The organism is Flavobacterium rhizosphaerae (genome assembly GCF_046000445.1).
GTDB classification, from domain to species: Bacteria; Bacteroidota; Bacteroidia; order Flavobacteriales; family Flavobacteriaceae; genus Flavobacterium; species Flavobacterium rhizosphaerae.
On the sequence record NZ_JBELPZ010000001.1, the window covers coordinates 18902 to 44544 of the forward strand.

22 protein-coding genes and 1 tRNA gene are annotated in these 25643 nt (G+C 41.3%); 7 read left to right on the plus strand and 16 right to left on the minus strand.

The features are described from left to right. The first annotated feature begins 98 nt into the window (after positions 1-98). The 7 genes from ABS766_RS00075 (at position 99) to ABS766_RS00105 (ending at position 6959) form a co-directional block, all read left to right on the plus strand. Positions 99-1421 carry a T9SS type A sorting domain-containing protein gene (locus ABS766_RS00075; protein WP_408083027.1) on the plus strand — a complete coding sequence of 441 codons (1323 nt, stop codon included), beginning with the start codon at positions 99-101 and terminating at the stop codon, positions 1419-1421. Positions 1422-1548: 127 nt separating this feature from the next. Continuing rightward, positions 1549-2337, plus strand: a complete 789-nt coding sequence (locus ABS766_RS00080; protein WP_408083028.1) for a ParA family protein — start codon at positions 1549-1551, stop codon at positions 2335-2337. Then, entirely contained in the window at positions 2322-3224 is a 903-nt protein-coding gene (locus ABS766_RS00085) for a ParB/RepB/Spo0J family partition protein (RefSeq protein WP_408083029.1), read from the plus strand. Before ABS766_RS00080 ends, ABS766_RS00085 begins: the two co-directional genes overlap by 16 nt. Further along, entirely contained in the window at positions 3224-3796 is a 573-nt protein-coding gene (locus tag ABS766_RS00090) for a DUF5683 domain-containing protein (protein WP_408083030.1), read from the plus strand. The genes ABS766_RS00085 and ABS766_RS00090 overlap by 1 nt, the downstream gene beginning before the upstream one ends. Positions 3797-3800: 4 nt before the next feature. Continuing rightward, entirely contained in the window at positions 3801-4499 is a 699-nt protein-coding gene (dapB, locus tag ABS766_RS00095; RefSeq protein ID WP_408083031.1) for a 4-hydroxy-tetrahydrodipicolinate reductase, read from the plus strand. Positions 4500-4541: 42 nt separating this feature from the next. Then, a complete protein-coding gene (gene lepB / locus ABS766_RS00100) occupies positions 4542-6257 on the plus strand; it encodes a signal peptidase I (protein WP_408083032.1) in 1716 nt (571 codons plus the stop codon). 78 nt (positions 6258-6335) lie between these two features. Then, positions 6336-6959, plus strand: a complete 624-nt coding sequence (locus tag ABS766_RS00105; RefSeq protein WP_408083034.1) for a WbqC family protein — start codon at positions 6336-6338, stop codon at positions 6957-6959. Positions 6960-6968: 9 nt separating this feature from the next. On the opposite strand, the gene ABS766_RS00110 is transcribed toward ABS766_RS00105, so the two are convergent. The 16 genes from ABS766_RS00110 to ABS766_RS00185 form a co-directional block, all read right to left on the minus strand. Continuing rightward, a complete protein-coding gene (locus ABS766_RS00110; protein WP_408083035.1) occupies positions 6969-8003 on the minus strand; it encodes an endonuclease/exonuclease/phosphatase family protein in 1035 nt (344 codons plus the stop codon). A 26-nt stretch (positions 8004-8029) separates the two neighbouring features. Next, on the minus strand, positions 8030-8935 hold the full coding sequence (locus tag ABS766_RS00115; protein WP_408083036.1) for a rhomboid family intramembrane serine protease: 906 nt from the start codon (positions 8933-8935) through the stop codon (positions 8030-8032). A gap of 5 nt (positions 8936-8940) precedes the next feature. Continuing rightward, positions 8941-9687 carry a rhomboid family intramembrane serine protease gene (locus ABS766_RS00120; protein ID WP_408083037.1) on the minus strand — a complete coding sequence of 249 codons (747 nt, stop codon included), beginning with the start codon at positions 9685-9687 and terminating at the stop codon, positions 8941-8943. Continuing rightward, positions 9684-11564, minus strand: a complete 1881-nt coding sequence (gene mutL, locus ABS766_RS00125) for a DNA mismatch repair endonuclease MutL (protein ID WP_408083038.1) — start codon at positions 11562-11564, stop codon at positions 9684-9686. The genes ABS766_RS00120 and mutL overlap by 4 nt, the downstream gene beginning before the upstream one ends. A gap of 228 nt (positions 11565-11792) precedes the next feature. Then, positions 11793-12581 carry a peptidoglycan recognition protein family protein gene (locus tag ABS766_RS00130; protein WP_408083039.1) on the minus strand — a complete coding sequence of 263 codons (789 nt, stop codon included), beginning with the start codon at positions 12579-12581 and terminating at the stop codon, positions 11793-11795. Beyond that, positions 12581-13753, minus strand: a complete 1173-nt coding sequence (locus ABS766_RS00135) for a hypothetical protein (protein ID WP_408083040.1) — start codon at positions 13751-13753, stop codon at positions 12581-12583. The genes ABS766_RS00130 and ABS766_RS00135 overlap by 1 nt, the downstream gene beginning before the upstream one ends. 182 nt (positions 13754-13935) lie before the next feature. Further along, positions 13936-14247, minus strand: a complete 312-nt coding sequence (locus ABS766_RS00140) for a DUF3467 domain-containing protein (RefSeq protein ID WP_408083041.1) — start codon at positions 14245-14247, stop codon at positions 13936-13938. Between the two features lie 5 nt (positions 14248-14252). Then, a complete protein-coding gene (gene rpoC / locus ABS766_RS00145) occupies positions 14253-18551 on the minus strand; it encodes a DNA-directed RNA polymerase subunit beta' (RefSeq protein WP_408083042.1) in 4299 nt (1432 codons plus the stop codon). A gap of 72 nt (positions 18552-18623) precedes the next feature. Further along, positions 18624-22436 carry a DNA-directed RNA polymerase subunit beta gene (gene rpoB / locus ABS766_RS00150; RefSeq protein WP_408083044.1) on the minus strand — a complete coding sequence of 1271 codons (3813 nt, stop codon included), beginning with the start codon at positions 22434-22436 and terminating at the stop codon, positions 18624-18626. A gap of 126 nt (positions 22437-22562) precedes the next feature. Further along, the gene (rplL, locus tag ABS766_RS00155) at positions 22563-22943 is read right to left on the minus strand and encodes a 50S ribosomal protein L7/L12 (RefSeq protein WP_408083045.1); all 381 of its coding nucleotides are present in this window, start codon (positions 22941-22943) and stop codon (positions 22563-22565) included. 60 nt (positions 22944-23003) lie between these two features. Further along, entirely contained in the window at positions 23004-23525 is a 522-nt protein-coding gene (gene rplJ, locus ABS766_RS00160) for a 50S ribosomal protein L10 (protein WP_408083047.1), read from the minus strand. A gap of 23 nt (positions 23526-23548) precedes the next feature. Further along, positions 23549-24238, minus strand: coding sequence for a 50S ribosomal protein L1 (rplA, locus tag ABS766_RS00165; RefSeq protein ID WP_408083048.1), 690 nt, complete (start codon positions 24236-24238; stop codon positions 23549-23551). Between the two features lie 18 nt (positions 24239-24256). Continuing rightward, entirely contained in the window at positions 24257-24694 is a 438-nt protein-coding gene (gene rplK, locus ABS766_RS00170) for a 50S ribosomal protein L11 (protein ID WP_408083049.1), read from the minus strand. Between the two features lie 70 nt (positions 24695-24764). Next, complete coding sequence (gene nusG / locus ABS766_RS00175; RefSeq protein ID WP_408083050.1) at positions 24765-25316, minus strand: transcription termination/antitermination protein NusG; 552 nt, start codon at positions 25314-25316, stop codon at positions 24765-24767. Between the two features lie 11 nt (positions 25317-25327). Next, positions 25328-25528, minus strand: coding sequence for a preprotein translocase subunit SecE (gene secE / locus ABS766_RS00180; protein ID WP_408083051.1), 201 nt, complete (start codon positions 25526-25528; stop codon positions 25328-25330). A gap of 17 nt (positions 25529-25545) precedes the next feature. Beyond that, positions 25546-25616: transfer RNA gene (locus ABS766_RS00185), tRNA-Trp, on the minus strand. Between the last annotated feature and the right edge of the window lie 27 nt (positions 25617-25643).

The window sequence follows — 25643 nt, forward strand, 5'->3', positions numbered from 1 at the left end:
ATGAGAAATTTTCTCATCTTTTTGATTTTATTTAGAATTGGTATAAATAAAACTTTTATATTTGCAGCATAATTTTTAACCAGTCTAAATAAACAAACATGAAGAGAATTGTACTTTCTGCAATTATAGCCTTTAGCGCACTTACTACAAAGGCACAATGTGATGCAGTTGAAACCATAAACGAAGATTTTAGTGATTTTACCATAACCACAACCGATGCATTTCCACAAAATTGCTGGAGTACTATAGCAACAGGCTTTCCTACAGGTGTATTAATCTATACCGCCCAGGATGGTGACCCTGCAAACCAGTATGCAAATTTCTATGCTGCTATGGGAGCTAATGTGGCAGGCTACCTTGTAACCCCACCGGTATCTACCATTGATGGCAACCACCACCTTACCTTTAGCAGTTGGAAACTTGGCCAGGAAGGTTCTATCCCCGCAGGCACGGTTACCGTACAGGTGGGCACTATGGTAAATCCGGCAGATGCAGCAACATTTACTGCTTATGGCGATGTAGTAACCCTTACAAGCGAAGAAGGTGCAACAACTTTTGAACCTGTAAATACCGATATAATACTACCTTCTGATGCTGTAGGCACTCATATAGCGTTTAAGATTATCTCCGACACTAACCACAATGCAATTGCCATAGACAACATAGTATGGGAAGAATTACCAACTGTTTGTGAAGCAATGGAAACACTGGATGAAAATTTTGACAGTTTTGAATCAGATGACCTTCCACAAAATTGCTGGAGCGGCTTTTCTGAAGGGCCATTCATAAATTTTGATAATGCTGACGAAAGTACTGACAGATACCTTTCATTTTATAGTTTTACTTTTGTTGATACCCCCGCCTATTTTGTTACACCGGAACTATCTACCATAAACGGAAATTATTCCCTTACTTTTGATGCAGGCCTTCAGGCAGCTTCAGCTCCAGGCATAGCTACCATACAGCCAGGTACACTTACAAACCCTGCCAATGCTGCTACCTTTACCCCGGTTGGCGATGCCGTTACAGTTTCAACAAGTACGGTTACGTCCTATTCAGTTCCCTTCCCCCAATCAACTAATGCGTATGTAGCATTCAAAATCAGCGCAAGCGGCCAGCATGTTGCCGCAATATTAGATAACGTTAAATGGCAAACCACAGCAGGCAGTAATGATGTTAACAAAGCACTGTCTTTCAGCATCTACCCTAACCCATCTGATGATAAAAATATTACTGTAAGCTATAACAGCGGTCAAAATGCTACAGTAAATATATATAGCATAACAGGCGCACGTGTGTTTACTGCACAAATGCAATCAAACATGCAGGCAATAAACCTGTCCTCATTAAACGCAGGTATATATATTGTTACCCTTACCACAGGTAATGCAACTGCTACACAAAAGCTTATTGTAAAATAGCATCCAACTAACTAAACGGAAAGGCCGTGGCGAAAGCCGCGGCTTTTTTATTTACGTTTGTTAACAAATTACGTTTTCAGTAAATATAAATAATTGTATTTTTACGGTTCAAAAATTACAACTATAAATGGGTAAAATCATAGCTGTTGCCAATCAGAAAGGCGGCGTTGGTAAAACAACCACATCCGTAAACCTTGCCGCAGCGCTGGGCGTACTGGAAAAAAAGGTGCTTTTAATAGATGCTGACCCACAGGCCAATGCCAGTTCCGGCCTTGGGCTTGATGTGGAATCAGTAGAGTTAGGTACTTACCAGTTGCTGGAGCACAGTATCACACCAGACGAAGCTACGGTGGCTTGCAGCGCGCCCAATGTTTGGATTATACCCGCACATATAGACCTTGTTGCCATTGAAATTGAACTGGTAGATAAAGAGAACAGGGAATATATGCTTAAAGAAGCCCTTAAAGGTGTAAGGGAAAAGTATGATTATATTATTATTGACTGTGCCCCATCGCTCGGGCTGCTTACACTTAATGCACTAACCGCTGCAGACAGTGTTGTAATACCCATACAATGTGAATATTTTGCACTCGAAGGCTTGGGCAAGTTATTAAATACTATTAAAAGTGTACAAAAAATACACAATCCGGCGTTAGATATAGAAGGCTTATTACTTACCATGTACGATTCAAGGCTCAGGCTTAGTAACCAGGTGGTAGAAGAAGTGCAAAAACACTTTAACGATATGGTTTTCAACACCATCATACAACGCAATATTAAACTTAGCGAAGCGCCAAGCTATGGCGAAAGCATTATAAATTATGATGCTACGAGTAAAGGCGCAAGCAATTATCTGCACCTTGCAGAAGAAATTATAAAGAAAAACAGTAAAGCAGGCTTATGGCAAAAGCAGTAAAAAAGCAAGCCCTTGGCAGGGGATTATCGGCACTATTAAAAGATCCTGAAAACGACATCAAGTCGGTTGAGGATAAAAATGCCGATAAAGTAGTAGGAAACATTATAGAGCTTGACATTGATGCTATAGAAATAAACCCTTTTCAGCCAAGGAGTAATTTTAACGAGGAGACGCTACAGGAGTTAAGCACTTCTATAAAAGAGCTGGGGGTTATACAGCCTATAACCGTACGCAAACAGGATTATGGCAAGTACCAGCTTATATCAGGAGAGCGCAGGCTGCGTGCCTCTAAACTGGCAGGGCTGCAAACAATACCGGCTTATATACGTATAGCCAATGATAATGACTCGCTGGTTATGGCCCTGGTAGAAAACATTCAGCGCCATGACCTGGATCCCATAGAAATTGCACTTTCTTACCAAAGGCTTATTGATGAAATAGAATTGACACAAGAGCAAATGAGCGACCGTGTGGGTAAAAAACGCTCTACAATTGCCAACTACCTGAGGCTGCTGAAACTCGATCCTGTTATACAAACCGGCATACGCGACGGGTTCATTACAATGGGCCATGGCCGTGCCATTATTAATATAGAAAACCAGGAAGCACAGGCAGACATTTACCACAATATTGTAAGCCAGAACCTTTCAGTCCGTGAAACCGAGGCGTTGGTAAAAAGCTACCACGAAAGCCTTAACCCCACTACGGCTAAACCCTCAGCAAAAAACAACAGTTTTGAAGTAGGTGAAACACAAAAAAAAGCATTTACCAGTTTTTTTGGCGCAAAAGTAGATGTAAAAGTAGATGCCAAAGGGAAAGGTAAAATAAGCATCCCCTTTCATTCAGAAGAAGATTTTAACCGGATCATTAAACTTATAGGAGGTTAGTGAAACATATATTCTCTATACTTATTGCTGTATTATTTTTTTCTTCACCAAAAGCATTTGCTCAGGACGAAGAACTGAATACAGTAGTTATTGTAAAAGACTCTACCTTGTTAAAGCCTTATACAATAGATCCGCTGGCGCCCGCCAGGGCCGCTTTTTACTCTGCGCTGGTACCCGGCATGGGGCAGATATATAATAAAAAATACTGGAAACTGCCTTTGGTTTACGGCGGGCTTGCAGTAAGTATATACTCCTATAGCTTTAACAACAACAAATACCACGAGTATCGCGATGCCTATAAAGACCTGTTGGCTGGCAAACCCCTTACCGGCAAGCTGGAAGGTGTTAATGCCGATGTACTTATACGGGCACAAAAATTTCATCAGCGCAACCGCGACCTCTCTATGCTTATTACTGTAGGTATTTACATACTAAATATAGTGGATGCCAATGTTGACGCGCACCTTTTGCAGTTTAACGTAAATGAAAACCTTTCGTTACGGCCAGAGCTGCAACAAAACTCCATTGATTATAAACACAACCTGGGGCTTAACCTCTGCCTTCAATTTTAATACTATGAAAATTGCTCTTTTGGGTTACGGAAAAATGGGAAAAGTAATTGAGCGTATTGCGCTTGAAAGAGGACATGAAATTGTGCTACGCAAAACCAGTTCCGGCACCTTTGAAGGACTAACCGATGCCGATGCCGCTATAGATTTTAGCGTACCTTCTTCGGCTGTTGCAAATATTTCGGCCTGCCTTACTGCAGATATCCCTGTAGTAAGCGGCACTACCGGCTGGCTGGAAGATTACCATAAAATGGCACAACTATGCGAAGAAAAAAATGGTGCGTTTATTTATGGCTCAAACTTTAGCCTCGGGGTAAACATATTTTTTGAGCTCAACATACAGCTGGCTAAAATGATGACCCGGCTTAAAGAGTATAAAGTAAGCATGGAAGAAGTGCACCATACCCAAAAACTTGATGCACCAAGCGGTACCGCCATTACCCTTGCAAAAGATATTATAGAATATTCAGATTATGCAGGCTGGGCCATAGGCAACCCAAAAGATGATGATATTTTTATTGATGCCAAACGCATAGAAGGCGTGCCCGGTACCCACACCGTAAAATATGATTCTGATATTGACAGCATCGAGATAAAACATACTGCCCACAGCCGGGAAGGTTTTGCACTTGGCGCCGTAATTGCCGCCGAATGGTTATTGGGCAAAAGCGGGGTATACGGCATGAAAGATGTACTTGGGCTGTAACAAAATAAATATTTTAATACCAATAAAGAAAACATTTAAAAAATGACACTATATCAATGGTTTGTATTTTTCCTGGTAGTACAGGTAATCCATTTTTTAGGCACCTGGAAATTATATGAAAAAGCCGGAAGAAAACGCTGGGAGGCTGCCATACCTATATATAATGCCGTAGTATTAATGCGTATTTTAAAAAGGCCGGTATATTGGGTAATTTTATTGTTTGTGCCGGTAGTAAATCTTATTATGTTTCCGGTTATATGGGTAGACATCCTCAGGGCATTCGGCAAAAACAAAACGTCAGACCTTATTTTGGGCATCATAACCTGCGGTCTATATATTTATTATATAAATTACACCCAGGATGTGACCTATATCCCCAACAGGGAAGACCGTGTAGAAAAAAAAGGGGGCGATACAATTAGTTCGCTGCTTTTTGCCATAGTAGTAGCTACCTTGGTACATACGTATGTAATACAGCCTTTTACCATACCCTCTGCCTCACTCGAAAAAACATTGCTTATTGGCGACTACCTTTTTGTAAGCAAGCTTAATTATGGCGCCCGCGTGCCGCTTACCACCGTTGCAGCGCCCATGGTGCATGATACTATTCCGTTTATTAACAAACGCTCTTACAGCAATTGGCCTCAACTGCCTTATATGAGGCTACCCGGGTTTGAAAAAGTATCAAAAAATGATATTGTAGTATTTAACTGGCCTGCCGACACGGTACATAAATTTTTTGAGCAAGGTGTTCCCGGCGTTAATAAACCGCTGGATAAAAGGTCTAACTATGTAAAACGATGTGTGGGAACCCCCGGCGATGTGCTGGAAATTAAAAACGGCTTTGTATACATAAACGGCAGTGAACTCAAACTTTCTGACAGGGCACGTGTGCAATACTATCACGATGTTGAAACGAAACAACCAATTAATGATGCTTTTGTAAGAAGCCACGGCTTTACAAGTTTTTGGCGTTTTTATAACTTTCCGGCAGATAAATGGGAGAATAATGTTATTAAAGAGTTTCTTAACGACCTTAATGAGAAAAAAGCAGGATTTTTATATGAAGCCTCAAGAGATAGCACTGCTGTACAGGTTTGGGGATATTTGCCCGCTGACCGTGCTATGCAATTAGGCGTAACACCTATAGACAACAGGCTGGCAATAAACATGACACTTGCCGAAGCCCAACAATTAAAAAGCGACCCGCAGGTTGCGCATGTAGAAAAAGTAATAGCTACCCCTTATATAGCGCCAAAAGTATTCCCCGAAAATAATGCGGAGTGGACGCAGGATAACATGGGGCCTATTACAATGCCGGAAGAGGGCAAAACCGTGGAACTTACTACGGAAAATCTTCCCTTGTATAAAAGGCTCATTACTATTTATGAGCATAACGACCTAAAAGTAACCGGTAATGAAATACGTATAAACGGCGAAGTAGCCACATCATATACCTTTAAGCAGAATTATTACTGGATGATGGGTGATAACCGTCATAACTCTGAAGACAGCCGTTACTGGGGCTTTGTACCCGAAGACCATATAGTGGGTAAACCCGTATTTATATGGCTGAGCCTTGACCAGAACGTATCGTGGGGCAACCCAATGAAAAAAATACGCTGGGACAGGATGTTTACCACCGTTGGCGGCGAAGGCAAACCGGTATCATACTTAATACCCTTTTTAGTTATTCTTTTTGCGTGGCTTGTATTTGACTATTTCAGGAAGAAAAAGAAAAACAAAGCTGCTGAATAATACAGTAATTTGAAAGTTTGGAAATTTGAGAGTAGTTTAACCATTTTCAAATTTCCAAATTGAATAATTTTCAAATTAATGAAAGATATATTAATCCATCCAACTTACTTTCCGTCCGTCAGCCATTATGTAGCTATGGCACAAGCTGACAGTATTGTGTTTGAGGCAGAAGATAATTTCCAGAAGCAAACCAACCGTAACCGCATGTATATTTACAGCCCAAACGGCATACAGTTGCTAAACATACCGGTAAAACACAGCACTGATAAATCTTCTCACCAAAAGTTTAAAGAGGTAAAAATAGAGCAGGCTTTTGACTGGCAAAAACAGCATTTTAAATCGCTTGAGGCAGCCTACCGCACATCACCCTTCTTTGAGTATTTTGAAGACTATATTCGTCCGGTATTTGAAAAAAAGCACACCTGGATGATGGATCTTAATTTTCAGGTTATGGAAATTGTGGCGCACTGTCTCGGTATGGATTTTTCCTATACAAAAACCGAAGAGTATTTTCATAAAGTTGAAAATATAACCGACCTACGTCCCTTAACCAACGGAAAAAAAGATGCCTCTCAATTTGAGCCTTACACACAGGTTTTTGGAGACAAACACGGGTACATCAACAACCTCAGCATAGTAGACCTGCTTTTTAACGAGGGCCGCTATGCGTTAGATTACCTTAAAAAACAACAGTTATTATAGCAGGCACATTTACTCTTTGTCCTTAATAAAATTAAGGCGGGTCATAATGGGAAAATGGTCAGAATTCACAAAATTACTAAATGTGTTAAATTCTTTCACTTCCAGTTTTTCATCTGCAAAAAAGTAATCAATACGTGCAGGATAGTATTTGTAGTTGTACGATTTTCCAAAGCCACCCCCGGCCTCTTCAAAAGCATCATTCATATCTCCCCGTATGCTGCGGTATACATAAGAAAAAGCACTGTTGTTAAGGTCGCCGCAAATAACCATGGCATATGGGCATTCGCTTTTATGTTTCTCTACTAAGTCGGCCTGTAACTGTTGCTTTTCAAATGCATTGCTAATACGCCTGAAAATAAGCTTAGATTTTTCCTCATCTATATTTTCATGTATATCAGGGCTTATTTTAATAGATTGCAAATGCATACTATAAATACGCAGGGTATCGTTACCCCTTTTAATATCAGCATAAATAGCATTATTGGCCGATTCGGGAAACTCAATGCTACCCCGGTTTATAATAGGGAAATACGAAAATATTGCCTGCCCCGTCTGTCCTTTTGGGGAAAAAATATAACTGTACTTATATTGGCTAAATGAGTTATCCCCTACTTTGTTATACTCCTGCAGGCATACTATATCCGGGTTTTTCTCTTTTACAAAGGCAGGTATTTTCTGGGCAATATCATTATCCGGCAACCATTCATATAAATTAAACAGGCGCACGTTATAGCTCATCAGGGTTACATCATCAGCCGCATCGGGCAATGTTGTAGATGAAAACTTAAAAAATTTATTTACAAAAGTAATGCCCAGCAGCAATATAAGACCGCTAAGCAGCATTTGCCTTTTGGCCTGAAACAGCCAGTAAATAAAAAATAAAAAATTGAATACCAGCATAAGCGGCAGCACCAAAGTAAATACAGACAGTATAGGGAAAAGCCGTGGCGCCATAAACGGCAGCAAATAGGCAAATACCGTTAATAGCGTAAGTACTATATTAAAAAAGTACATGACTTTATTAAACCATGAAAGTTTCCTCATACCCTGCCTTTTGCCGTAGCCACTTATTATTTGCTCATTTTAAATAAAAATTCTTTTTCCTCTTTAGTAAGACTGTCGTAGCCCGACTTGCTTATCTTGTCTAGTATATCATCAATCTGCTGCTGGGTAAGGTCTTTGGGTTTAGCCGATGCTGCTGTGCGCCCTTTGGCCGGTGTTGTGTTACGGTGCACAGTTTTAAAGGGTGTATATTTTTTAGGTTTAAACAGGTTAGCAAAAAAATCTATTACCACTGTTACACCAGTACTTAGGTCGGTACCATTTTGCAGTAATTTTATATAAACAAAGCCAAATAGGGCACCGGCCAGGTGCGCTATGTGCCCGCCATAATTACTAACCGAAGCATTAATCATATCTATAGCTAGGAAAAAAGCGGCTATGTACCACAATTTTACCGTGCCGATAAGCAATAAGCGTACTGGGTAATACGGTGCATATACTACTGTTGCAAATAAAATAGCCATAATAGCTGCCGAAGCCCCAACCATTGGGCTTGATGCCCCCCTCAACATTGGGATAAATTGGTAACCGGCGATAAATATAAGGCCGGAGAATATAGCTGACAGTATATATACACCAAAAAGCTGTTTCTGGGTAAAAAAGGTAAGAAACAACCTGCCGGAAAAATACAGCATGATCATATTAAAAAATATATGCCCAAAGCTGGCATGTAAAAATGCATACGTTATAAGCGACCAGGGCTTCCAGAGCAAATCAGCGGGATTTGAAGAAAGGCTAAACCAGTTTTGGGTACCCCCGATATTCCAGTCCAGTGCCGGCAAATAAATCCCCCCAAGCTTCAGTAGGCTGAATACTATAAGCGGAATAACAAACAGGCCTACATTCCAGAAAATGAGCCTCTGTGTTATTCCGCCTACGCGGTATTCCATTTTTAAATCGTCAATAATACCCATTTATATCAATTCCAACGGTTATGATTAAATTTATTCTTATTCCAGTACCACATCATTAAAAAGCCTATCAGTGCCCCTCCAAGGTGAGCAAAATGGGCTATTCCATCATCAAACCGGCTTCCGAAAATTGATTGCCCCTGTACTCCTAAAATCAGGTCTATTGCCACAAGCCCGGGTACAAAATATTTTGCTTTTATAGGGATAGGTAAAAAAATAAGCATGAGTTCGGCATTAGGAAACATAAAGGCAAAAGCAACAATTATACCATATATAGCACCCGAGGCGCCTAGCATAGGCGCAAAATATGGTGATAGTTGACTTTCTGATATATATTCTAACCATCTCTGGTCAAACATGCCCCTATTAAGCGTATTGAGGACATCCTGCTTGTTAAACCCGTTCTCGACCAACATATTTAATGTATGCTCAAAAGAAAAATAGCTTACCGCAAGGTGAAGTGCCGCAGCGCCCAAACCACAGGAAAAATAAAAGAATAAAAACTTTTTTGTACCCCAAAAATGTTCAAGCGGACTACCAAACATCCATAATCCAAGCATGTTGAAAAGAATATGGGGTATACCCCCATGCATAAACATGTGGGTAATTATTTGCCAAAATTTAAAATCAGGATTTTGGGGATAGTGCAGTGCAAGGTATTTATAGGCTATGGGGGTGCCAATTATATAAGTACCTATAAAAAAAATTATATTAATTATAATTAACTGCTTAACAGTATCTGTAATACGCATCATATAGCAAAACGTTTATCGAGGTCTTCCACACTTACCGTAATGAAAGTTGGTTTGTTAAAAGGTGATACATCAGGCTCTTTACAGGCAAAAAGTGCATTAACCATGTTTTCCTGTTCTTTGCCCGAAAGTGCTGTTCCTGTTTTTACTGCAAGGCTGCGCGCCATAGATTTGGCTATACGGTCACTCTGGCTAAAACTACTGCCCGGCACTTCCTGTTGCAGGTCGCTTATAAGCTCTTCAAGCAATATAGAAACCTCACTCTCCGGTACATTAACCGGCAGCCCGTTTACCACAATATGGTCATCATTTATTTCAGCGAAAACAAAACCTGTATTTTGCAGGGCTTCCTTCATTTCGCGTATCAGGTCAAGCTCGGTTTTATTATAATGCAGCACTAACGGAAACAGCAATTGCTGGCTTGCGCCGTGCTGTACTGTAATATTACGCAAAAACTGCTCATATAGTATCCGCTGGTGTGCCCGTTTCTGGTCTATTACCAAAAGGCCTGATTTTATAGGGCTTACTAAATATTTACGGTGTATCTGATAGGTTTTATAGTCGGTATCTTCAACTTCATTATCATTAAAAAGCGAACCTGTTACTTCCTCCGATTCAAAGTTAATATCGGCAATTTCTTCCGAAGCAGGGTTTGTACCAATATAAAGGCTCTCCCAAGCCGGTTGCCGTTCGCGCTTAAAGTGCGTATTACCAAACCCGCCACTACTCCCTGCCGGGCGTGATGCTGTTGCTGTCCCTTTGATTGCTTCATCAGCAAAGGGGTTAAAATTGCGGTCTACTTCTACATTGGGCACTACCGCTTCGCGTTTTTGATAATCATAGGGCGTATCAAGGTTGGCATCGCGTTCAAAATCAAGCACCGGTGCTACGTTAAACTGCCCCAGGCTGTGTTTTATAGACGAACGTAAAATGGCATACAATGCATGCTCATCATCAAACTTGATCTCAGTTTTTGTAGGATGAATATTTATATCTATAGTATGTGGCGGTACATCAAGGTAAATATAATAGCCGGGCTGGCAACCGTCTTTCAGCAAGCCCTCATAGGCCGCCATAACGGCATGGTGCAGGTAGCCGCTTTTTATAAAACGGTTGTTTACAAAAAAAAACTGCTCGCCCCTGCTCTTTTTAGCAAACTCCGGCTTGGTTACAAAACCTTCTATAGCCACTATTTCGGTGCTTTCTTTTACGGGAACCAGTTTTTCATTAGTACGCGAACCAAAAATACCTACAATACGCTGCCTCATATTACCCATAGGCAGGTTAAACATTTCACTGCCATTATGGTACAGCACAAAACCAATATTGGGGTGTGCCAGCGCTACACGCTCAAACTCATCAACAATATGGCGAAATTCTACCGTATCACTCTTTAAAAAGTTACGCCGGGCAGGTATATTAAAAAAAAGATTTTTAACCGAAAATGATGTGCCCTTAGGCAATACGGCTACATCCTGGCTTGCAAATTTACTTCCTTCAACTACTATATGCGTGCCCAGCTCATCCTGATCTTGCTTTGTTTTCATTTCTACATGGGCAATAGCCGCGATAGAAGCTAATGCCTCACCACGAAAACCTTTGGTGTGCAGGGCAAACAAATCTTCTGCATGGCGAATTTTACTGGTAGCATGGCGTTCAAAACACAGGCGGGCATCGGTAACATTCATACCCACACCATTATCTATAACCTGTATAAGGGTTTTACCCGCATCTTTTACAATCAGTTTAATATCTGTAGCACGGGCATCAACAGCGTTTTCCAATAGTTCTTTTACTACAGAGGCAGGCCGTTGCACTACCTCGCCGGCGGCTATCTGGTTGGCAACATGGTCTGGAAGAAGCTGAATAATACTGGACATTTCTGGAAGTAAAGCTGTTGTTTTTTTGGAACATCAAAGTTACATAAATTTTACGGGATGCGGAAAACACCTTTATGCTAAACTTTGTATATTAGTATAAACAGCTAATCAAATCAATAAAATATTACCTGCCATAACTGCCTCAAAAGCTGGCTTAAGGGGAGAATGTTATGTTTTTACAGGAGAACATTCACTATATGGGCCTCAGGGCAATGCTATTGCAATTATTTAATTACTATCAATCAATTTCCATGTTTTAGGGCCTACTATACCATCGGGTACCGCGCCATGTAACCTTTGGAACTCCCTTACTTTAGCTTCGGTTTTGGGGCCGAAAAAGCCGTCTGCCACAGCGCCTACTTTGCTTTGTACTATTTTAACCAAAGCAGCATCATTGGCTATACCGCGCCTTAGGGTAGCGCGCGGGTTTACTGCTACACACTCTTCAGCAGGTATGAGTACCGCATTGTTTTCACCACGCATAATACGCCCCACTTCTGCACGGAAAGCATCCATATCAAAATTAGGGTCGGGTTTTCGCCCGGCAGGCTGTGCATACTCTTTGTGCCCGGCACAGGCCTCAACACCCTTGCCTATTTTCTTTAATATGGCAGCAACGCCCCGCCTGTACGCATCCATTTGTACTTCCGGCCAGGGTTCCTGGCCTGTACCCATGTTTTCGGCTTCAATGCCTATAAAATGGCTATTGCCCCCGCTAACACCATTCCATTCGCCACGGCCAGCATGGTTGCAACGTCCGGCTGCTATTATATAAAATGTGCCGTCCCTGCCCAGGCCAAGTTGTGATAATGGCCCACGCAAATCCGGCCTGCCGTTTATAATAGTGTTTAATGATGGCATATTGCCATTTTTATTGGTAGTAGCAGTATGGTGGCACATCACCCCTTCTACCCTTACCATTTCGCCTACACCGCTGGTTTTCCATCCCTGGCACTCGGCAACTTTAAGGCCCGCATCCTTCAGGACATCTGACAGCCAGATTAGTGAGTACGCCATTATGCCACTCCTCCTTTCGCTTCCGGAAGGTCTTCATCCGGCGTTATATCATTAAAAGCAACCCCACAGCCATCAATATCATCATGACTCTGCGCTTGTGCAGTTACTGCATTTGAAATGCCGCTGCCACCGCCCCCACTTGGCGGATTTTCATATTCCTGCGGCGTTACATATACTTTTTTGGGCGCTGGCGGCTGTGCATCCTGCGAGGCCTCTTCAAGGCTTTTTTCATGCGGCTTTACAGTAGAACGGATAACCATTACCTTGTTTAACAGGTCAAACCAATAAGGTGTACCCAGTGTTGCCGCTAATGCCGTAATAAGCCACCCTAATATCACCGTAAACGTAAGCGTAAATTTTTTCCCGCCTGTGTCGCCTTTCTTTCCATAGATATCCCATCCAATGGGCAGTTTCATTTCATCAAGGTATTCCTGTGCTTTTTCATAGTCTAACGGTGCGCCATTTGCAGCCATATTAGCAGTATTAAGCTGTTCGGCTTTTTCAAGCAATACTTTGCGGGCGGTGTCATTTTTATTGAGGTAATTTATAATAGCTATAGAGTTTACATTTAAACCAACCGCTACAAAAAGAGTAATGACCAATATAATCCATTGGGTAGAACGTTTATACCAGCCCGATACGCGGTCCATAGCGCTGTTAAACCAGCTTTCAAGCGCTTGTTGTGCTTTATTAAGATCGCCCTGGGCTATATCTATAGCATTTAAAATTACCCTTTGCACATCAGGGTTTTCTATCTTGGAAATATTTTCCCTAATGCTGGCTAAAGATACTATAGGAGAGGTGCTGCCATTATTTACATCCATATCGGCCCCTTTGGCCGCTATATCCATTAATGCCCTTGCAAAGTTTTTAGACGGAATATATGAAGGCAGGCTTTTACCATTGGCTAGCACATTAGCTTTATCCCAGCCGCTACCCGGGGTATATGATCCGTTAAAAAGCCCCGATATAAGCGGATGATTAAAAAAATCTTTGGCAAGCCGGGTACCGGTCTTATCATTAAGGAGTTGACGAATGCCCTGTTCAAGGTATGCAGCGCGTGTTTTTAATATAGACTCAATGCCTTCGCGAATGGCAGAGCATATAGTGCTTATCAGGATAAAAATTACAATTAACCCGATAACAATTTCAAGAGTATTAGACCCGAACATATAATATTGTATTTAATGGTTACCAAAATGCTGAAAACGGTACTAAAGTTATATTAGTAAATTATATTTAGCAATCCCTAACTATAGGTATTTATCAACTTATTTTCAACGCATTAAACATACGGCAACCAATTGTAAACAAAAAAGCCCCGCTCAATGGCGGGGCTTTTCGGGTATTATATTTAAGCCTGTCCTGTAGGCCCAAAGTTTAAAGGTAACGGCGGTTGTTCCGTATCGCTTATGGGGCCATGTGCAGCCTCAAAGCGGTGGATGTTTTCGCCTAAAGCCTTCAGCAGGCGCTTGGCATGCTGGGGCGTTAATACAATGCGCGACTTTACTTTAGCTTTTGGTACCCCGGGCATTACGGCTACAAAATCTACCACAAACTCTGAAGCAGAGTGGTTGATGATGGCCAGATTGCAATAGGTACCTTCGGCTGTTTTCTCATCCAGTTCAATATTTATTTGTCCCGGTTGCTGCTTTTGGTCACTCATTACTATTAATAATTATATTCCCTTTCAGGTGTTAATAATTCATTATACTCATCTTTAGAGCCTACAAGTATGTCATCATAATCCCTCATACCAGTACCAGCCGGAATACGGTGACCTACAATAACATTTTCTTTAAGACCTTCAAGTGTATCTACTTTACCGGCTACAGCGGCTTCATTAAGTACTTTTGTAGTTTCTTGGAATGATGCTGCCGAAATGAACGACTTAGTTTGAAGTGAAGCCCTGGTAATACCCTGAAGTATAGGTGTAGCCGTTGCCGGAACTACATCTCTTGCTACTACTGGGTTTTGGTCATTACGTTTCAGTATAGAGTTTTCATCCCTTAACTGGCGTGGCGTAATAATCTGGCCCGCTTTAAGGTTTGCAGAATCTCCTTCATCTTCAACCACCTTCATACCATATAGTTTGTCATTTTCCTCAATAAAGTCTGAGGTATGTGCAAGCTGGCCTTCAAGGAACAGGGTATCACCCGGATCCTGAATTTGTACCTTACGCATCATCTGGCGGATAACAACTTCAAAGTGCTTATCATTAATCTTCACACCCTGAAGACGGTATACCTCCTGAATTTCGTTTACAAGGTACTGCTGTACAGCGCTTGGCCCTTGTATCCTCAAAATATCCTCTGGAGTAATAGCACCATCAGAAAGCGGTAAACCTGCTTTTACATAATCATTTTCCTGAACTAATATCTGGTTAGAAAGTTTTACAAGATACTTCTTAATTTCACCAAATTTAGATTCGATAATAATCTCGCGGTTACCCCTCTTAATTTTACCGAATGATACCACACCGTCAATTTCAGAAACTACGGCAGGGTTACTTGGGTTACGTGCTTCAAGAAGTTCGGTAATCCTTGGTAAACCACCGGTAATATCACCTGCTTTAGATGAACGTCTTGGTATTTTAACCAGTACTTTACCTGACTTAATTTTCTCACCGTTATCAACCATAAGGTGTGCACCCACCGGCAGGTTATAAGAACGGATAAGCTCTCCGTCACTACCATATATTAACAGGGTTGGAATAAGTTTTTTATTTCTTGATTCAGAAATTACTTTTTCCTGGAAACCTGTCTGTTCGTCAATTTCTACAATAAAGCTCTGTCCCTGTTCAATATCTTCATAAGCTATCTTACCGGTAAACTCAGAGATAATTACACCATTATACGGGTCCCATTTACATATAACTGTGCCCTGGTCTACAACCTGCCCATCTTTTACGTAAAAACTTGAACCGTAAGGTATGTTGTGTGTATTAAGTACAATACCTGTATTTTCATCTACAAGTTTAAGTTCGGTAGAACGTGATATAACAATATCAACAGAGTTGCCATCGTTATCTTCACCTTTAACCGTTTTAAGGTCTTCTATCTCAAGCCTTCCTTTAAACTTGGTAACAATGCTTGACTCTTCAGAAATGTTACCTGCAGTACCACCCACGTGGAAGGTACGCAATGTAAGCTGTGTACCAGGCTCACCAATAGACTGTGCAGCAATTACACCTACTGCCTCACCTTTTTGGGTCATTTTACCGGTAGCAAGGTTACGTCCGTAACATTTGGCACATATACCTTTTTTAGCCTCACAAGTTAATGGCGAACGTACTTCTACACTCTCTATAGGGGCAGCGTTAATAGCTTTTACCTCGGCCTCGGTTATTTGTTCTCCGGCAGCTACAATTACGGTATTGGTAAGCGGGTTAATAACATCCTGAAGCGTTACACGGCCCAAAATTCTTTCTCCAAGGCTTTCAACAATCTCCTCATTCTTTTTAAGCGCTGTAACCTCAATACCCCTAAGTGTACCACAGTCCACAGAGTTTACAATTACATCCTGAGAAACATCATGAAGCCTCCTGGTAAGGTAACCGGCATCGGCCGTTTTAAGGGCTGTATCCGCAAGACCTTTACGTGCACCGTGGGTAGAGATAAAGTATTCAAGAATCGAAAGGCCTTCTTTAAAGTTAGAAAGAATCGGGTTCTCAATAATCTCACCGCCACCTGCAGTTGATTTTTTAGGCTTAGCCATCAAACCACGCATACCGGTAAGCTGACGGATCTGCTCTTTACTACCCCTCGCTCCGGAGTCAAGCATCATAAACACCGAGTTAAAGCCCTGTTGGTCTTCGCGGATGTTTTTCATGGCAAGCTCTGTAAGCAATGCGTTGGTAGAGGTCCACACGTCAATTACCTGGTTGTAACGCTCGTTGTTGGTAATAAGCCCCATGTTATAGTTCATGGTAATACCTTCAACCTGTTCGTTAGCATCGGCAATAAGTTCCTGCTTCCTTTCAGGGATAATAATATCCCCAAGGCTGAAGGAAAGACCACCGCGGAATGCAAAGCGGTACCCCATATCTTTTATACCGTCAAGAAAAGCGGCAGTAGTAGGCACATCTGTAGCGCCTAATATCCTGCCTATAATGTCTCTTAACGACTTTTTGGTTAGTACTTCATTAATATATCCTGCCTTTTCCGGCACAACTTCATTAAATAATACCCTACCGGCTGTTGTCTGAATTATTTTCCAAACCAGCTCTCCGTTTTCATTAAAGTCTTTAGCACGTATTTTAACGCGGGCATTAAGGTGCAGCTTGTTCTCATTAATAGCAATATTAACTTCTTCTGCCGAATAAAATGTAAGGCCTTCGCCTGGAATTTTAAGCGTGTCGGTAGAAAGGCGCTCTTTTGTCATATAATAAAGCCCAAGTACCATGTCCTGAGAAGGTACGGTAATAGGCGCACCGTTTGCCGGGTTAAGTATATTGTGAGAAGCAAGCATTAAAAGCTGTGCCTCTAATATAGCCTCTGGCCCAAGCGGAAGGTGTACTGCCATCTGGTCACCATCAAAGTCGGCATTAAACGCCGTACACACTAATGGGTGTAACTGAATTGCTTTACCTTCAATAAGTTTTGGCTGAAATGCCTGTATACCCAGCCTGTGAAGGGTTGGGGCCCTGTTTAGTAATACCGGGTGTCCTTTAATTACATTTTCAAGAATATCCCAAACTACAGGCTCTTTTTTATCAATTATCTTTTTAGCCGATTTTACCGTTTTAACGATTCCGCGTTCTATAAGCTTACGGATAACAAACGGTTTGTACAGTTCGGCAGCCATATCTTTTGGCAAACCGCATTCAAACAATTTCATTTCTGGCCCAACAACAATTACCGAACGCGCCGAGTAGTCAACACGTTTACCAAGTAAGTTCTGACGGAAACGTCCTTGTTTACCTTTTAATGAATCTGAAAGTGATTTAAGCGGCCTGTTGCTTTCTGTTTTAACAGCAGAAGCTTTCCTTGTATTATCAAAAAGTGAATCTACAGATTCCTGTAGCATACGCTTTTCGTTACGAAGGATAACCTCCGGAGCTTTAATCTCCATAAGCCTTTTAAGGCGGTTATTACGGATTATAACCCTCCTGTAAAGGTCATTAAGGTCAGACGTGGCAAAACGTCCACCATCAAGCGGCACCAATGGGCGAAGTTCTGGCGGAATAACAGGAATTACTTTAAGTATCATCCATTCCGGCCTGTTTTCTTTACCAATATTGCTTTCACGGAACGACTCTACAACCTGCAGCCTTTTAAGAGCTTCAGTTTTACGTTGTTTGGAGGTTTCAGTGTTAGCACTGTGACGCAGTTTATACGAAAGCGCATCAAGATCAGTTCTGGCCAATAAGTCCATAATACATTCAGCACCCATTTTGGCGATAAATTTATTAGGATCAGTATCATCAAGATACTGGTTTTCCATTGGCAGGCTGTCTGCAATGTTTATATATTCCTCTTCAGTAAGAAAATCAAGTTCTTTTAACGCTTCTCCATCAGGGCCTTTGGCAATACCTGGCTGTATAACCACATACCTTTCATAGTATATGATCATGTCCAGCTTTTTAGAAGGAAGTCCAAGCAGGTAACCTATTTTGTTTGGTAGTGAGCGGAAATACCATATATGGGCAATGGGCACCACAAGGTTAATGTGGCCCACCCTGTCACGGCGTACTTTCTTTTCAGTAACTTCAACACCGCATCGGTCACAAACAATTCCTTTATACCTAATCCTTTTATATTTACCGCAGGCACATTCAAAATCCTTTACAGGACCAAAAATACGCTCGCAAAAAAGGCCGTCCCTTTCTGGTTTGTGAGTACGATAGTTAATGGTTTCAGGCTTTAACACCTCACCTCTTGATTCTGCCAGGATAGCCTCGGGCGATGCAAGCCCTATAGAAATCTTGTTGAATCTTTTTACGGTATTTTTATCTTTTAATCTCGTCATGATATATAATCTACCAATTTATTGAAAAGTATAGAAGGGAATGGCGAAAAACGCCATTCCCACAGAAAAAATTTATTCTTCTAACCTGATGTCAAGGCCAAGGCCTTTAAGCTCATGCATTAATACGTTGAAAGATTCCGGCAGGCCAGGTTCTGGCATGGTTTCACCTTTAACAATCGCTTCATAAGTTTTAGCCCTTCCTATTACGTCATCCGATTTAACAGTCAGTATTTCCCTAAGTGTGCTTGATGCACCGTAGGCTTCAAGCGCCCACACCTCCATTTCACCAAAACGCTGGCCACCAAACTGTGCCTTACCTCCAAGAGGCTGTTGCGTAATAAGTGAGTACGGACCGATAGAACGTGCGTGCATTTTATCATCAACCATGTGGCCCAGTTTAAGCATGTAAATAACACCAACGGTTGCCGGCTGGTGAAAACGGTCTCCCGTACCACCATCATACAGGTATGTATGGCCAAAACGCGGTATGCCTGCTTCATCTGTAAGGCTGTTGATAGAATCAAGGCTTGCACCATCAAAAATAGGTGTTGCAAATTTCTTGCCTAAATTCATACCTGCCCATCCAAGCACGGTTTCATATATCTGCCCAATGTTCATACGAGAAGGTACACCCAGCGGGTTAAGCACAATGTCAACAGGCGTTCCGTCTTCTAAGAACGGCATATCCTCCTGGCGTACAATCCTGGCAACAATACCTTTGTTACCGTGGCGTCCTGCCATTTTATCACCCACTTTTAGTTTACGTTTTTTAGCAATGTAAACTTTGGCAAGTTTAAGAATACCGCTTGGTAGTTCATCACCCACCGTAATGGTGAATTTCTCTCTCCTTAGCGCCCCCTGCAGGTCATTAAGCTTAATTTTATAGTTGTGGATAAGGTCATTCACCATAGCATTGGTCTCATCATCTGTAGTCCACTGCCCTTTGGTAAGGTGTGCAAAATCCTCAACTGCATATAACATTTTCTGGGTATATTTCTTGCCTTTGGGCAATACTTCCTCACCCAGGTCATTCATAACACCCTGAGATGTTTTTCCGTTAATGATGTTGAACAGCTTATCAATAAGCTTTTCTTTAAGCTCGTTAAATTTCACTTCAAACTCAAGTTCAAGCTTGCTCAAATCATCTTTATCTTTAGTACGCTTACGCTTATCTTTCACAGCACGCGCAAAAAGTTTTTTATCAAGAACCACACCGTTTAGCGATGGAGATGCTTTTAATGAAGCATCTTTAACATCACCTGCCTTGTCACCAAATATGGCGCGAAGCAGTTTTTCTTCCGGAGTTGGGTCACTTTCTCCTTTAGGAGTAATTTTACCGATAAGGATATCGCCGGGTTTAACCTCGGCACCAATACGAATCATACCGTTTTCATCAAGCTCTCTTGTAGCTTCTTCAGATACGTTTGGTATATCGTTGGTAAGTTCCTCATTACCCAGTTTAGTATCCCTTACTTCAAGCGAATAGTCATCTATATGTATAGAGGTGAAGATATCATCGCGCACCACTTTTTCTGAGATAACAATTGCATCCTCAAAGTTATACCCTTTCCATGGCATAAATGCCACTAAAAGGTTACGACCCAGAGCAAGTTCACCATTTTGTGTAGCATAACCTTCACAAAGTACCTGGCCCGGTTGCACCCTGTCGCCTTTGCGTACAATAGGCTTAAGGTTAATGCTGGTGCTCTGGTTGGTTTTACGAAACTTGATAAGCTGGTATGTTTTCTCGTCCGGGTCAAAACTTACTGTCCTTTCACGGTCAGTCCTGTCATACTTTATAGTAATTTTATTAGCATCTACATACTCAACGGTACCATGCCCTTCGGCATTAATAAGCACACGAGAGTCTGACGCTACCTGACGCTCAAGACCAGTACCTACAATTGGTGCTTCAGGACGTAACAATGGTACGGCCTGGCGCATCATGTTACTTCCCATCAGCGCACGGTTCGCATCATCATGTTCAAGGAACGGGATAAGTGAAGCCGAGATAGAAGCAATCTGGTTAGGTGCAACGTCTGTATAATCTACCACAGAAGGCTCTACCACTGGGAAGTCGCCTTCCTCACGGGCAATAACCCTGTCTGCCGTAATAGTACCGTCATCATCCATAGCAATATTTGCCTGGGCAATCATCTTACCTTCTTCTTCTTCTGCGCTAAGGTAAATAGGGGTACTCTCTAAATCTACTTTACCATTGGTTACTTTCCGGTAAGGGGTTTCAATAAAGCCCATACCGTTTACTTTGGCATATACACCAAGAGAAGAAATAAGACCAATGTTTGGCCCTTCAGGCGTTTCAATCGGGCAAAGGCGCCCGTAGTGGGTATAGTGAACGTCTCGAACCTCGAAACCTGCACGCTCCCTTGAAAGACCACCTGGTCCTAATGCTGATAGCCTCCTTTTATGTGTAATCTCTGCAAGCGGGTTCGTTTGGTCCATAAACTGTGAAAGCTGGTTGGTACCAAAGAATGAATTAATAACCGATGATAATGTTTTAGCATTAATAAGGTCAATCGGGGTAAACACCTCGTTATCCCTTACATTCATACGCTCACGGATGGTACGTGCCATACGGGCAAGCCCTACACCAAATTGCGCAGAAAGTTGCTCGCCCACAGTTCTTACCCTACGGTTAGAAAGGTGGTCAATATCATCAATCTCTGCTTTAGAGTTAATAAGCTCAATTAAATATTTAACTATGGTAATGATATCTTCTTTGGTAAGCACCTGCTTTTCCATAGCAATATCAAGGCCAAGTTTTTTGTTCATTCTGTAACGTCCAACATCTCCAAGGTTGTAACGCTGGTCTGAGAAGAACAGTTTATCTATAATACCACGTGCGGTTTCCTCATCTGGCGGTTCGGCATTACGCAACTGGCGGTAAATATGTTCTACGGCTTCTTTTTCAGAGTTGGTAGGATCTTTTTGCAGCGTATTGTGGATAATGGCATAATCTGCCTGGTTATTATCCTCTTTGTGCAATAATATAGTTTTTACATTAGCATCAAGAATTTCCTCCACATTGTCTTTATCAATAATGGTATCCCTGTCTAATATAATTTCATTACGCTCTATTGATACTACTTCTCCTGTATCCTCATCAACAAAATCTTCATGCCATGTGTTTAGCACACGTGCAGCAAGCCTTCTGCCAATATATTTTTTAAGTCCGGTTTTAGAAACCTTTATTTCTTCGGCAAGGTCAAATATTTCAAGGATGTCTTTATCTCTTTCATAACCAATAGCACGGAAAAGCGTAGTTACAGGAAGTTTTTTCTTCCTGTCTATATAAGCATACATAACACTGTTAATGTCAGTAGCAAACTCAATCCATGAACCTTTGAATGGAATAACCCTGGCCGAATACAGTTTGGTTCCGTTAGCGTGGAACGACTGGCCAAAGAAAACACCGGGCGACCTGTGAAGCTGTGATACAACCACACGCTCTGCCCCATTGATAACAAAAGTACCACTTGGTGTCATGTATGGGATGGTTCCCAGGTAAACATCCTGCACAATTGTTTCAAAATCTTCATGCTCGGGGTCAGTACAATACAGCTTCAACCTGGCTTTTAAAGGTACGCTGTAAGTAAGCCCCCTGTCAATACACTCTTCAATTGTATATCGTGGTGGGTCAACAAAGTAATCAAGGAACTCCAATACAAACTGATTGCGGGTATCAGTAATCGGAAAGTTTTCCATGAAGGTGTTATAAAGACCTTCGTTGCCTCTTTCATCCGATTTGGTTTCGAGCTGGAAGAAATCCCTAAAAGATTTTACCTGTATATCCAGGAAATCCGGGTAGCTCGGGATGTTTTTTGTTGAGGCAAAATTTAATCTTTCAGTCTGATTTGTTATCATCAATGGACAAAATTTTGATTAAAAAAATGTAAAAAGGAACGTACAAATGTTATTATACGAAAAATGGTTTAGGCCTTTGAGAGTACTTCTCAAGGCCTAAACCTGGTTTTTTTAACCGGAAGGAGCTTACTTAAGCTCAACAGTAGCACCGGCTTCTTCTAAAGATTTTTTAAGACCTTCAGCCTCATCTTTAGAAACGCCTTCCTTAACATTGGCAGGAGCACCGTCAACTAGATCTTTAGCTTCTTTAAGTCCAAGACCTGTAAGTTCTTTAACGGCTTTAACTACTGCAAGTTTAGAAGCACCAGCTTCTTTAAGTACTACAGTGAATTCAGTTTGCTCAGCAGCAGCCTCACCAGCACCACCACCGGCAGCAGGACCAGCAACAGCAACAGCTGCAGCTGCAGGCTCAATGCCATACTCCTCTTTTAATATTGTTGCAAGTTCATTAACTTCTTTTACTGTTAAGTTAACAAGTTGTTCTGCGAATTGTTTCAAATCTGCCATTTTTTCTATCGTTTTAACAAGTTTGTAATATATAATTTATTTAGTGCGTACGCGCAATGATTATCCTTCTCTCTCGGATAATGTTTTAATGATACCAGCAATTTTGCCACCACCTGATTTAAGGGCAGAAACAACATTTTTGGCAGGAGACTGAAGTAAGCCGATGATATCGCCAATAACTTCATCTTTAGATTTAAGGGCAACAAGTGCCTCAATCTGGTTATCTCCAATAAATACTGCTTCGTGGATGTAAGCTCCTTTAAGTACAGGTTTATCAGATTTTTTACGGAACTCCTGTATAATTTTTGCAGGGGCATTACCGTTTTCTGAAATCATTATAGAAGTACTTCCTTTTAATATAGAAGGTAACTCACCATAGTTGTTTTCAACACCATTCATTGCTTTTTCAAGCAGTGTGTTTTTTACAACCTCAAGTTTGATGCCCGCTTTAAAGCAAGCCCTTCTTAAGTTAGAAGTACTTTCTGCATTAAGTCCCGAAATATCTGTTACATAAACAACATTTGTACCGGCTAACTGTGCAGCTAAATCTTCAATAACCCTTGATTTTTCTTCCTTAGTCATAATAAAAAATTTTTAACTACCAATTATACCGCTTTAGGGTCTAAAGCAATAGCAGGGCTCATGGTGCTTGATAGGTGAATACCTTTTATATAAGTACCTTTTGCCGCAACTGGTTTCATTTTAATTAATGTTTGGATAATTTCGTGAGCGTTCTCTGCTATCTTATCAGCATCAAAAGATACTTTTCCTATACCTGCATGAACGATACCCGTTTTATCAACTTTAAAATCTATTTTACCGGCTTTAACTTCCTGAACGGCTTTAGCCACATCCATAGTTACTGTACCGGTTTTAGGGTTTGGCATAAGGCCACGGGGACCTAATATCCTACCAAGAGGGCCAAGCTTACCCATAACAGCAGGCATAGTGATAATTACATCAACATCTGTCCAGCCATCTTTAATTTTTTGAAGGTATTCATCTAAGCCTACATAGTCTGCACCTGCAGCTTTAGCATCAGCCTCTTTATCAGGAGTAACAAGTGCAAGCACTTTTACATCTTTACCTGTACCGTGAGGTAGTGTTACCACACCCCTTACCATCTGGTTTGCTTTCCTTGGATCTACACCCAGGCGCACTGCAATATCTACTGATTCGTCAAATTTAGCAGAAGCAACTGTTTTTAATAGCTCTGAAGCATCTTTCAGACTATACAGTTTATTCTTTTCAATTTTAGAAGCAGCTTCTTTTTGTTTCTTTGTCAATTTTGCCATTTCCTTGTCTTTTTACAATTAAAAAGGAGCGTCTCCTGATACAGTTATACCCATAGATCGTGCAGTACCTGCTACCATACTCATAGCCTTTTCAGGCGTAAAAGCATTCAGGTCAGCCATTTTATCTTCGGCTATAGCCTTGATCTGATCCCAGGTAACACTTGCTACTTTCTTACGGTTTGGCTCTCCAGAGCCTCCCTTAAGCTTAGCAGCCTCCAGTAATTGAACAGCAGCAGGCGGCGTTTTAACAACAAAATCGAAAGACTTGTCTTTGTACACGGTAATTTGTACCGGTAAAACTTTGCCGGGTTTATCTTGGGTTCTGGCATTAAATTGCTTACAGAACTCCATAATGTTAACCCCAGCAGCTCCCAAAGCAGGTCCAACCGGTGGCGACGGATTCGCAGCACCTCCCTTAACTTGTAGTTTAACTACTTTACTAATTTCTTTAGCCATTTCTTTAAAAGATTAGCACATTCTCCAATTGGAAGCGAGGATGTGATTTTTATAATAAGTGTAACAAAAATTATACTTTTTCAACCTGCATAAAACTGAGTTCAAGCGGTGTTTTTCTTCCAAAAATTTTCACCATTACCTCCAGCTTACGCTTTTCTTCATTAACTTTTTCTACTGTACCGTTAAAGCCATTAAAAGGCCCGTCTATAACTTTTACAGTTTCGCCAAGGTTAAAAGGTATAGAAACATTATCAGTTTTAACCGAAAGTTCATCTACTTTACCCAGCATACGGTTTACCTCGCTTTGACGCAAAGGCACAGGATCTCCACCTTTAGTTTCACCTAAAAAACCTATAACACCCGTTATAGATTTTATAATATGCGGAACTTCACCGGTTAAATTAGCTTCTATCATTACATAACCGGGAAAATAAACTTTATCCTTGCTTATTTTTTTTCCATCGCGTACCTGTACTACTTTTTCAGTAGGCACAAGCACCTGCGATATATAATCTGACATGCCAAGCCTGCCGATTTCAGTTTCAATGTAGTTTTTAACTTTATTTTCCTGACCGCTTACCGCCCTGACCACATACCATTTTTTGACATTGTTGTCTGTCATTTCAAATAAAATTAACTGTTTAACAAAGTACTGTATATCCTGGCAACAATTACCTCAAAGCCTCTGTCTACACCAAAAGTTATGAGAGCAAATAGTATAGAGAACACCGCCACTATAATAGTAAGGCGCTGCACCTCGGCCCACTCTGGCCAGGTAACATTTTCTTTTAGTTCTGTAAAAGCATCCGATACGTAATTGGTAATCTTTGCCATTGTATTTCTCTTTTTTGCACGGGTGGAGAGATTCGAACTCCCATCAACGGTTTTGGAGACCGCTATTCTACCCTTGAACTACACCCGTTTATTTAAAAGCCAGCAGACATACATA

Bases quoted from the DNA above. Each gene is read 5' to 3' on its own strand.
- rplL (WP_408083045.1), bottom strand. From the start codon at position 22,943: ATGGCAGATTTGAAACAATTCGCAGAACAACTTGTTAACTTAACAGTA.
- ABS766_RS00075 (WP_408083027.1), top strand. From the start codon at position 99: ATGAAGAGAATTGTACTTTCTGCAATTATAGCCTTTAGCGCACTTACT.
- ABS766_RS00115 (WP_408083036.1), bottom strand. From the start codon at position 8,935: ATGGGTATTATTGACGATTTAAAAATGGAATACCGCGTAGGCGGAATA.
- nusG (WP_408083050.1), bottom strand. From the start codon at position 25,316: ATGACAGACAACAATGTCAAAAAATGGTATGTGGTCAGGGCGGTAAGC.
- lepB (WP_408083032.1), top strand. From the start codon at position 4,542: ATGACACTATATCAATGGTTTGTATTTTTCCTGGTAGTACAGGTAATC.
- rpoC (WP_408083042.1), bottom strand. From the start codon at position 18,551: ATGACGAGATTAAAAGATAAAAATACCGTAAAAAGATTCAACAAGATT.
- rplA (WP_408083048.1), bottom strand. From the start codon at position 24,238: ATGGCAAAATTGACAAAGAAACAAAAAGAAGCTGCTTCTAAAATTGAA.
- secE (WP_408083051.1), bottom strand. From the start codon at position 25,528: ATGGCAAAGATTACCAATTACGTATCGGATGCTTTTACAGAACTAAAA.
- rplJ (WP_408083047.1), bottom strand. From the start codon at position 23,525: ATGACTAAGGAAGAAAAATCAAGGGTTATTGAAGATTTAGCTGCACAG.
- mutL (WP_408083038.1), bottom strand. From the start codon at position 11,564: ATGTCCAGTATTATTCAGCTTCTTCCAGACCATGTTGCCAACCAGATA.
- rpoB (WP_408083044.1), bottom strand. From the start codon at position 22,436: ATGATAACAAATCAGACTGAAAGATTAAATTTTGCCTCAACAAAAAAC.
- rplK (WP_408083049.1), bottom strand. From the start codon at position 24,694: ATGGCTAAAGAAATTAGTAAAGTAGTTAAACTACAAGTTAAGGGAGGT.
- ABS766_RS00140 (WP_408083041.1), bottom strand. From the start codon at position 14,247: ATGAGTGACCAAAAGCAGCAACCGGGACAAATAAATATTGAACTGGAT.
- ABS766_RS00110 (WP_408083035.1), bottom strand. From the start codon at position 8,003: ATGAGGAAACTTTCATGGTTTAATAAAGTCATGTACTTTTTTAATATA.
- ABS766_RS00080 (WP_408083028.1), top strand. From the start codon at position 1,549: ATGGGTAAAATCATAGCTGTTGCCAATCAGAAAGGCGGCGTTGGTAAA.
- dapB (WP_408083031.1), top strand. From the start codon at position 3,801: ATGAAAATTGCTCTTTTGGGTTACGGAAAAATGGGAAAAGTAATTGAG.
- ABS766_RS00085 (WP_408083029.1), top strand. From the start codon at position 2,322: ATGGCAAAAGCAGTAAAAAAGCAAGCCCTTGGCAGGGGATTATCGGCA.
- ABS766_RS00135 (WP_408083040.1), bottom strand. From the start codon at position 13,753: ATGTTCGGGTCTAATACTCTTGAAATTGTTATCGGGTTAATTGTAATT.
- ABS766_RS00105 (WP_408083034.1), top strand. From the start codon at position 6,336: ATGAAAGATATATTAATCCATCCAACTTACTTTCCGTCCGTCAGCCAT.
- ABS766_RS00130 (WP_408083039.1), bottom strand. From the start codon at position 12,581: ATGGCGTACTCACTAATCTGGCTGTCAGATGTCCTGAAGGATGCGGGC.
- ABS766_RS00120 (WP_408083037.1), bottom strand. From the start codon at position 9,687: ATGATGCGTATTACAGATACTGTTAAGCAGTTAATTATAATTAATATA.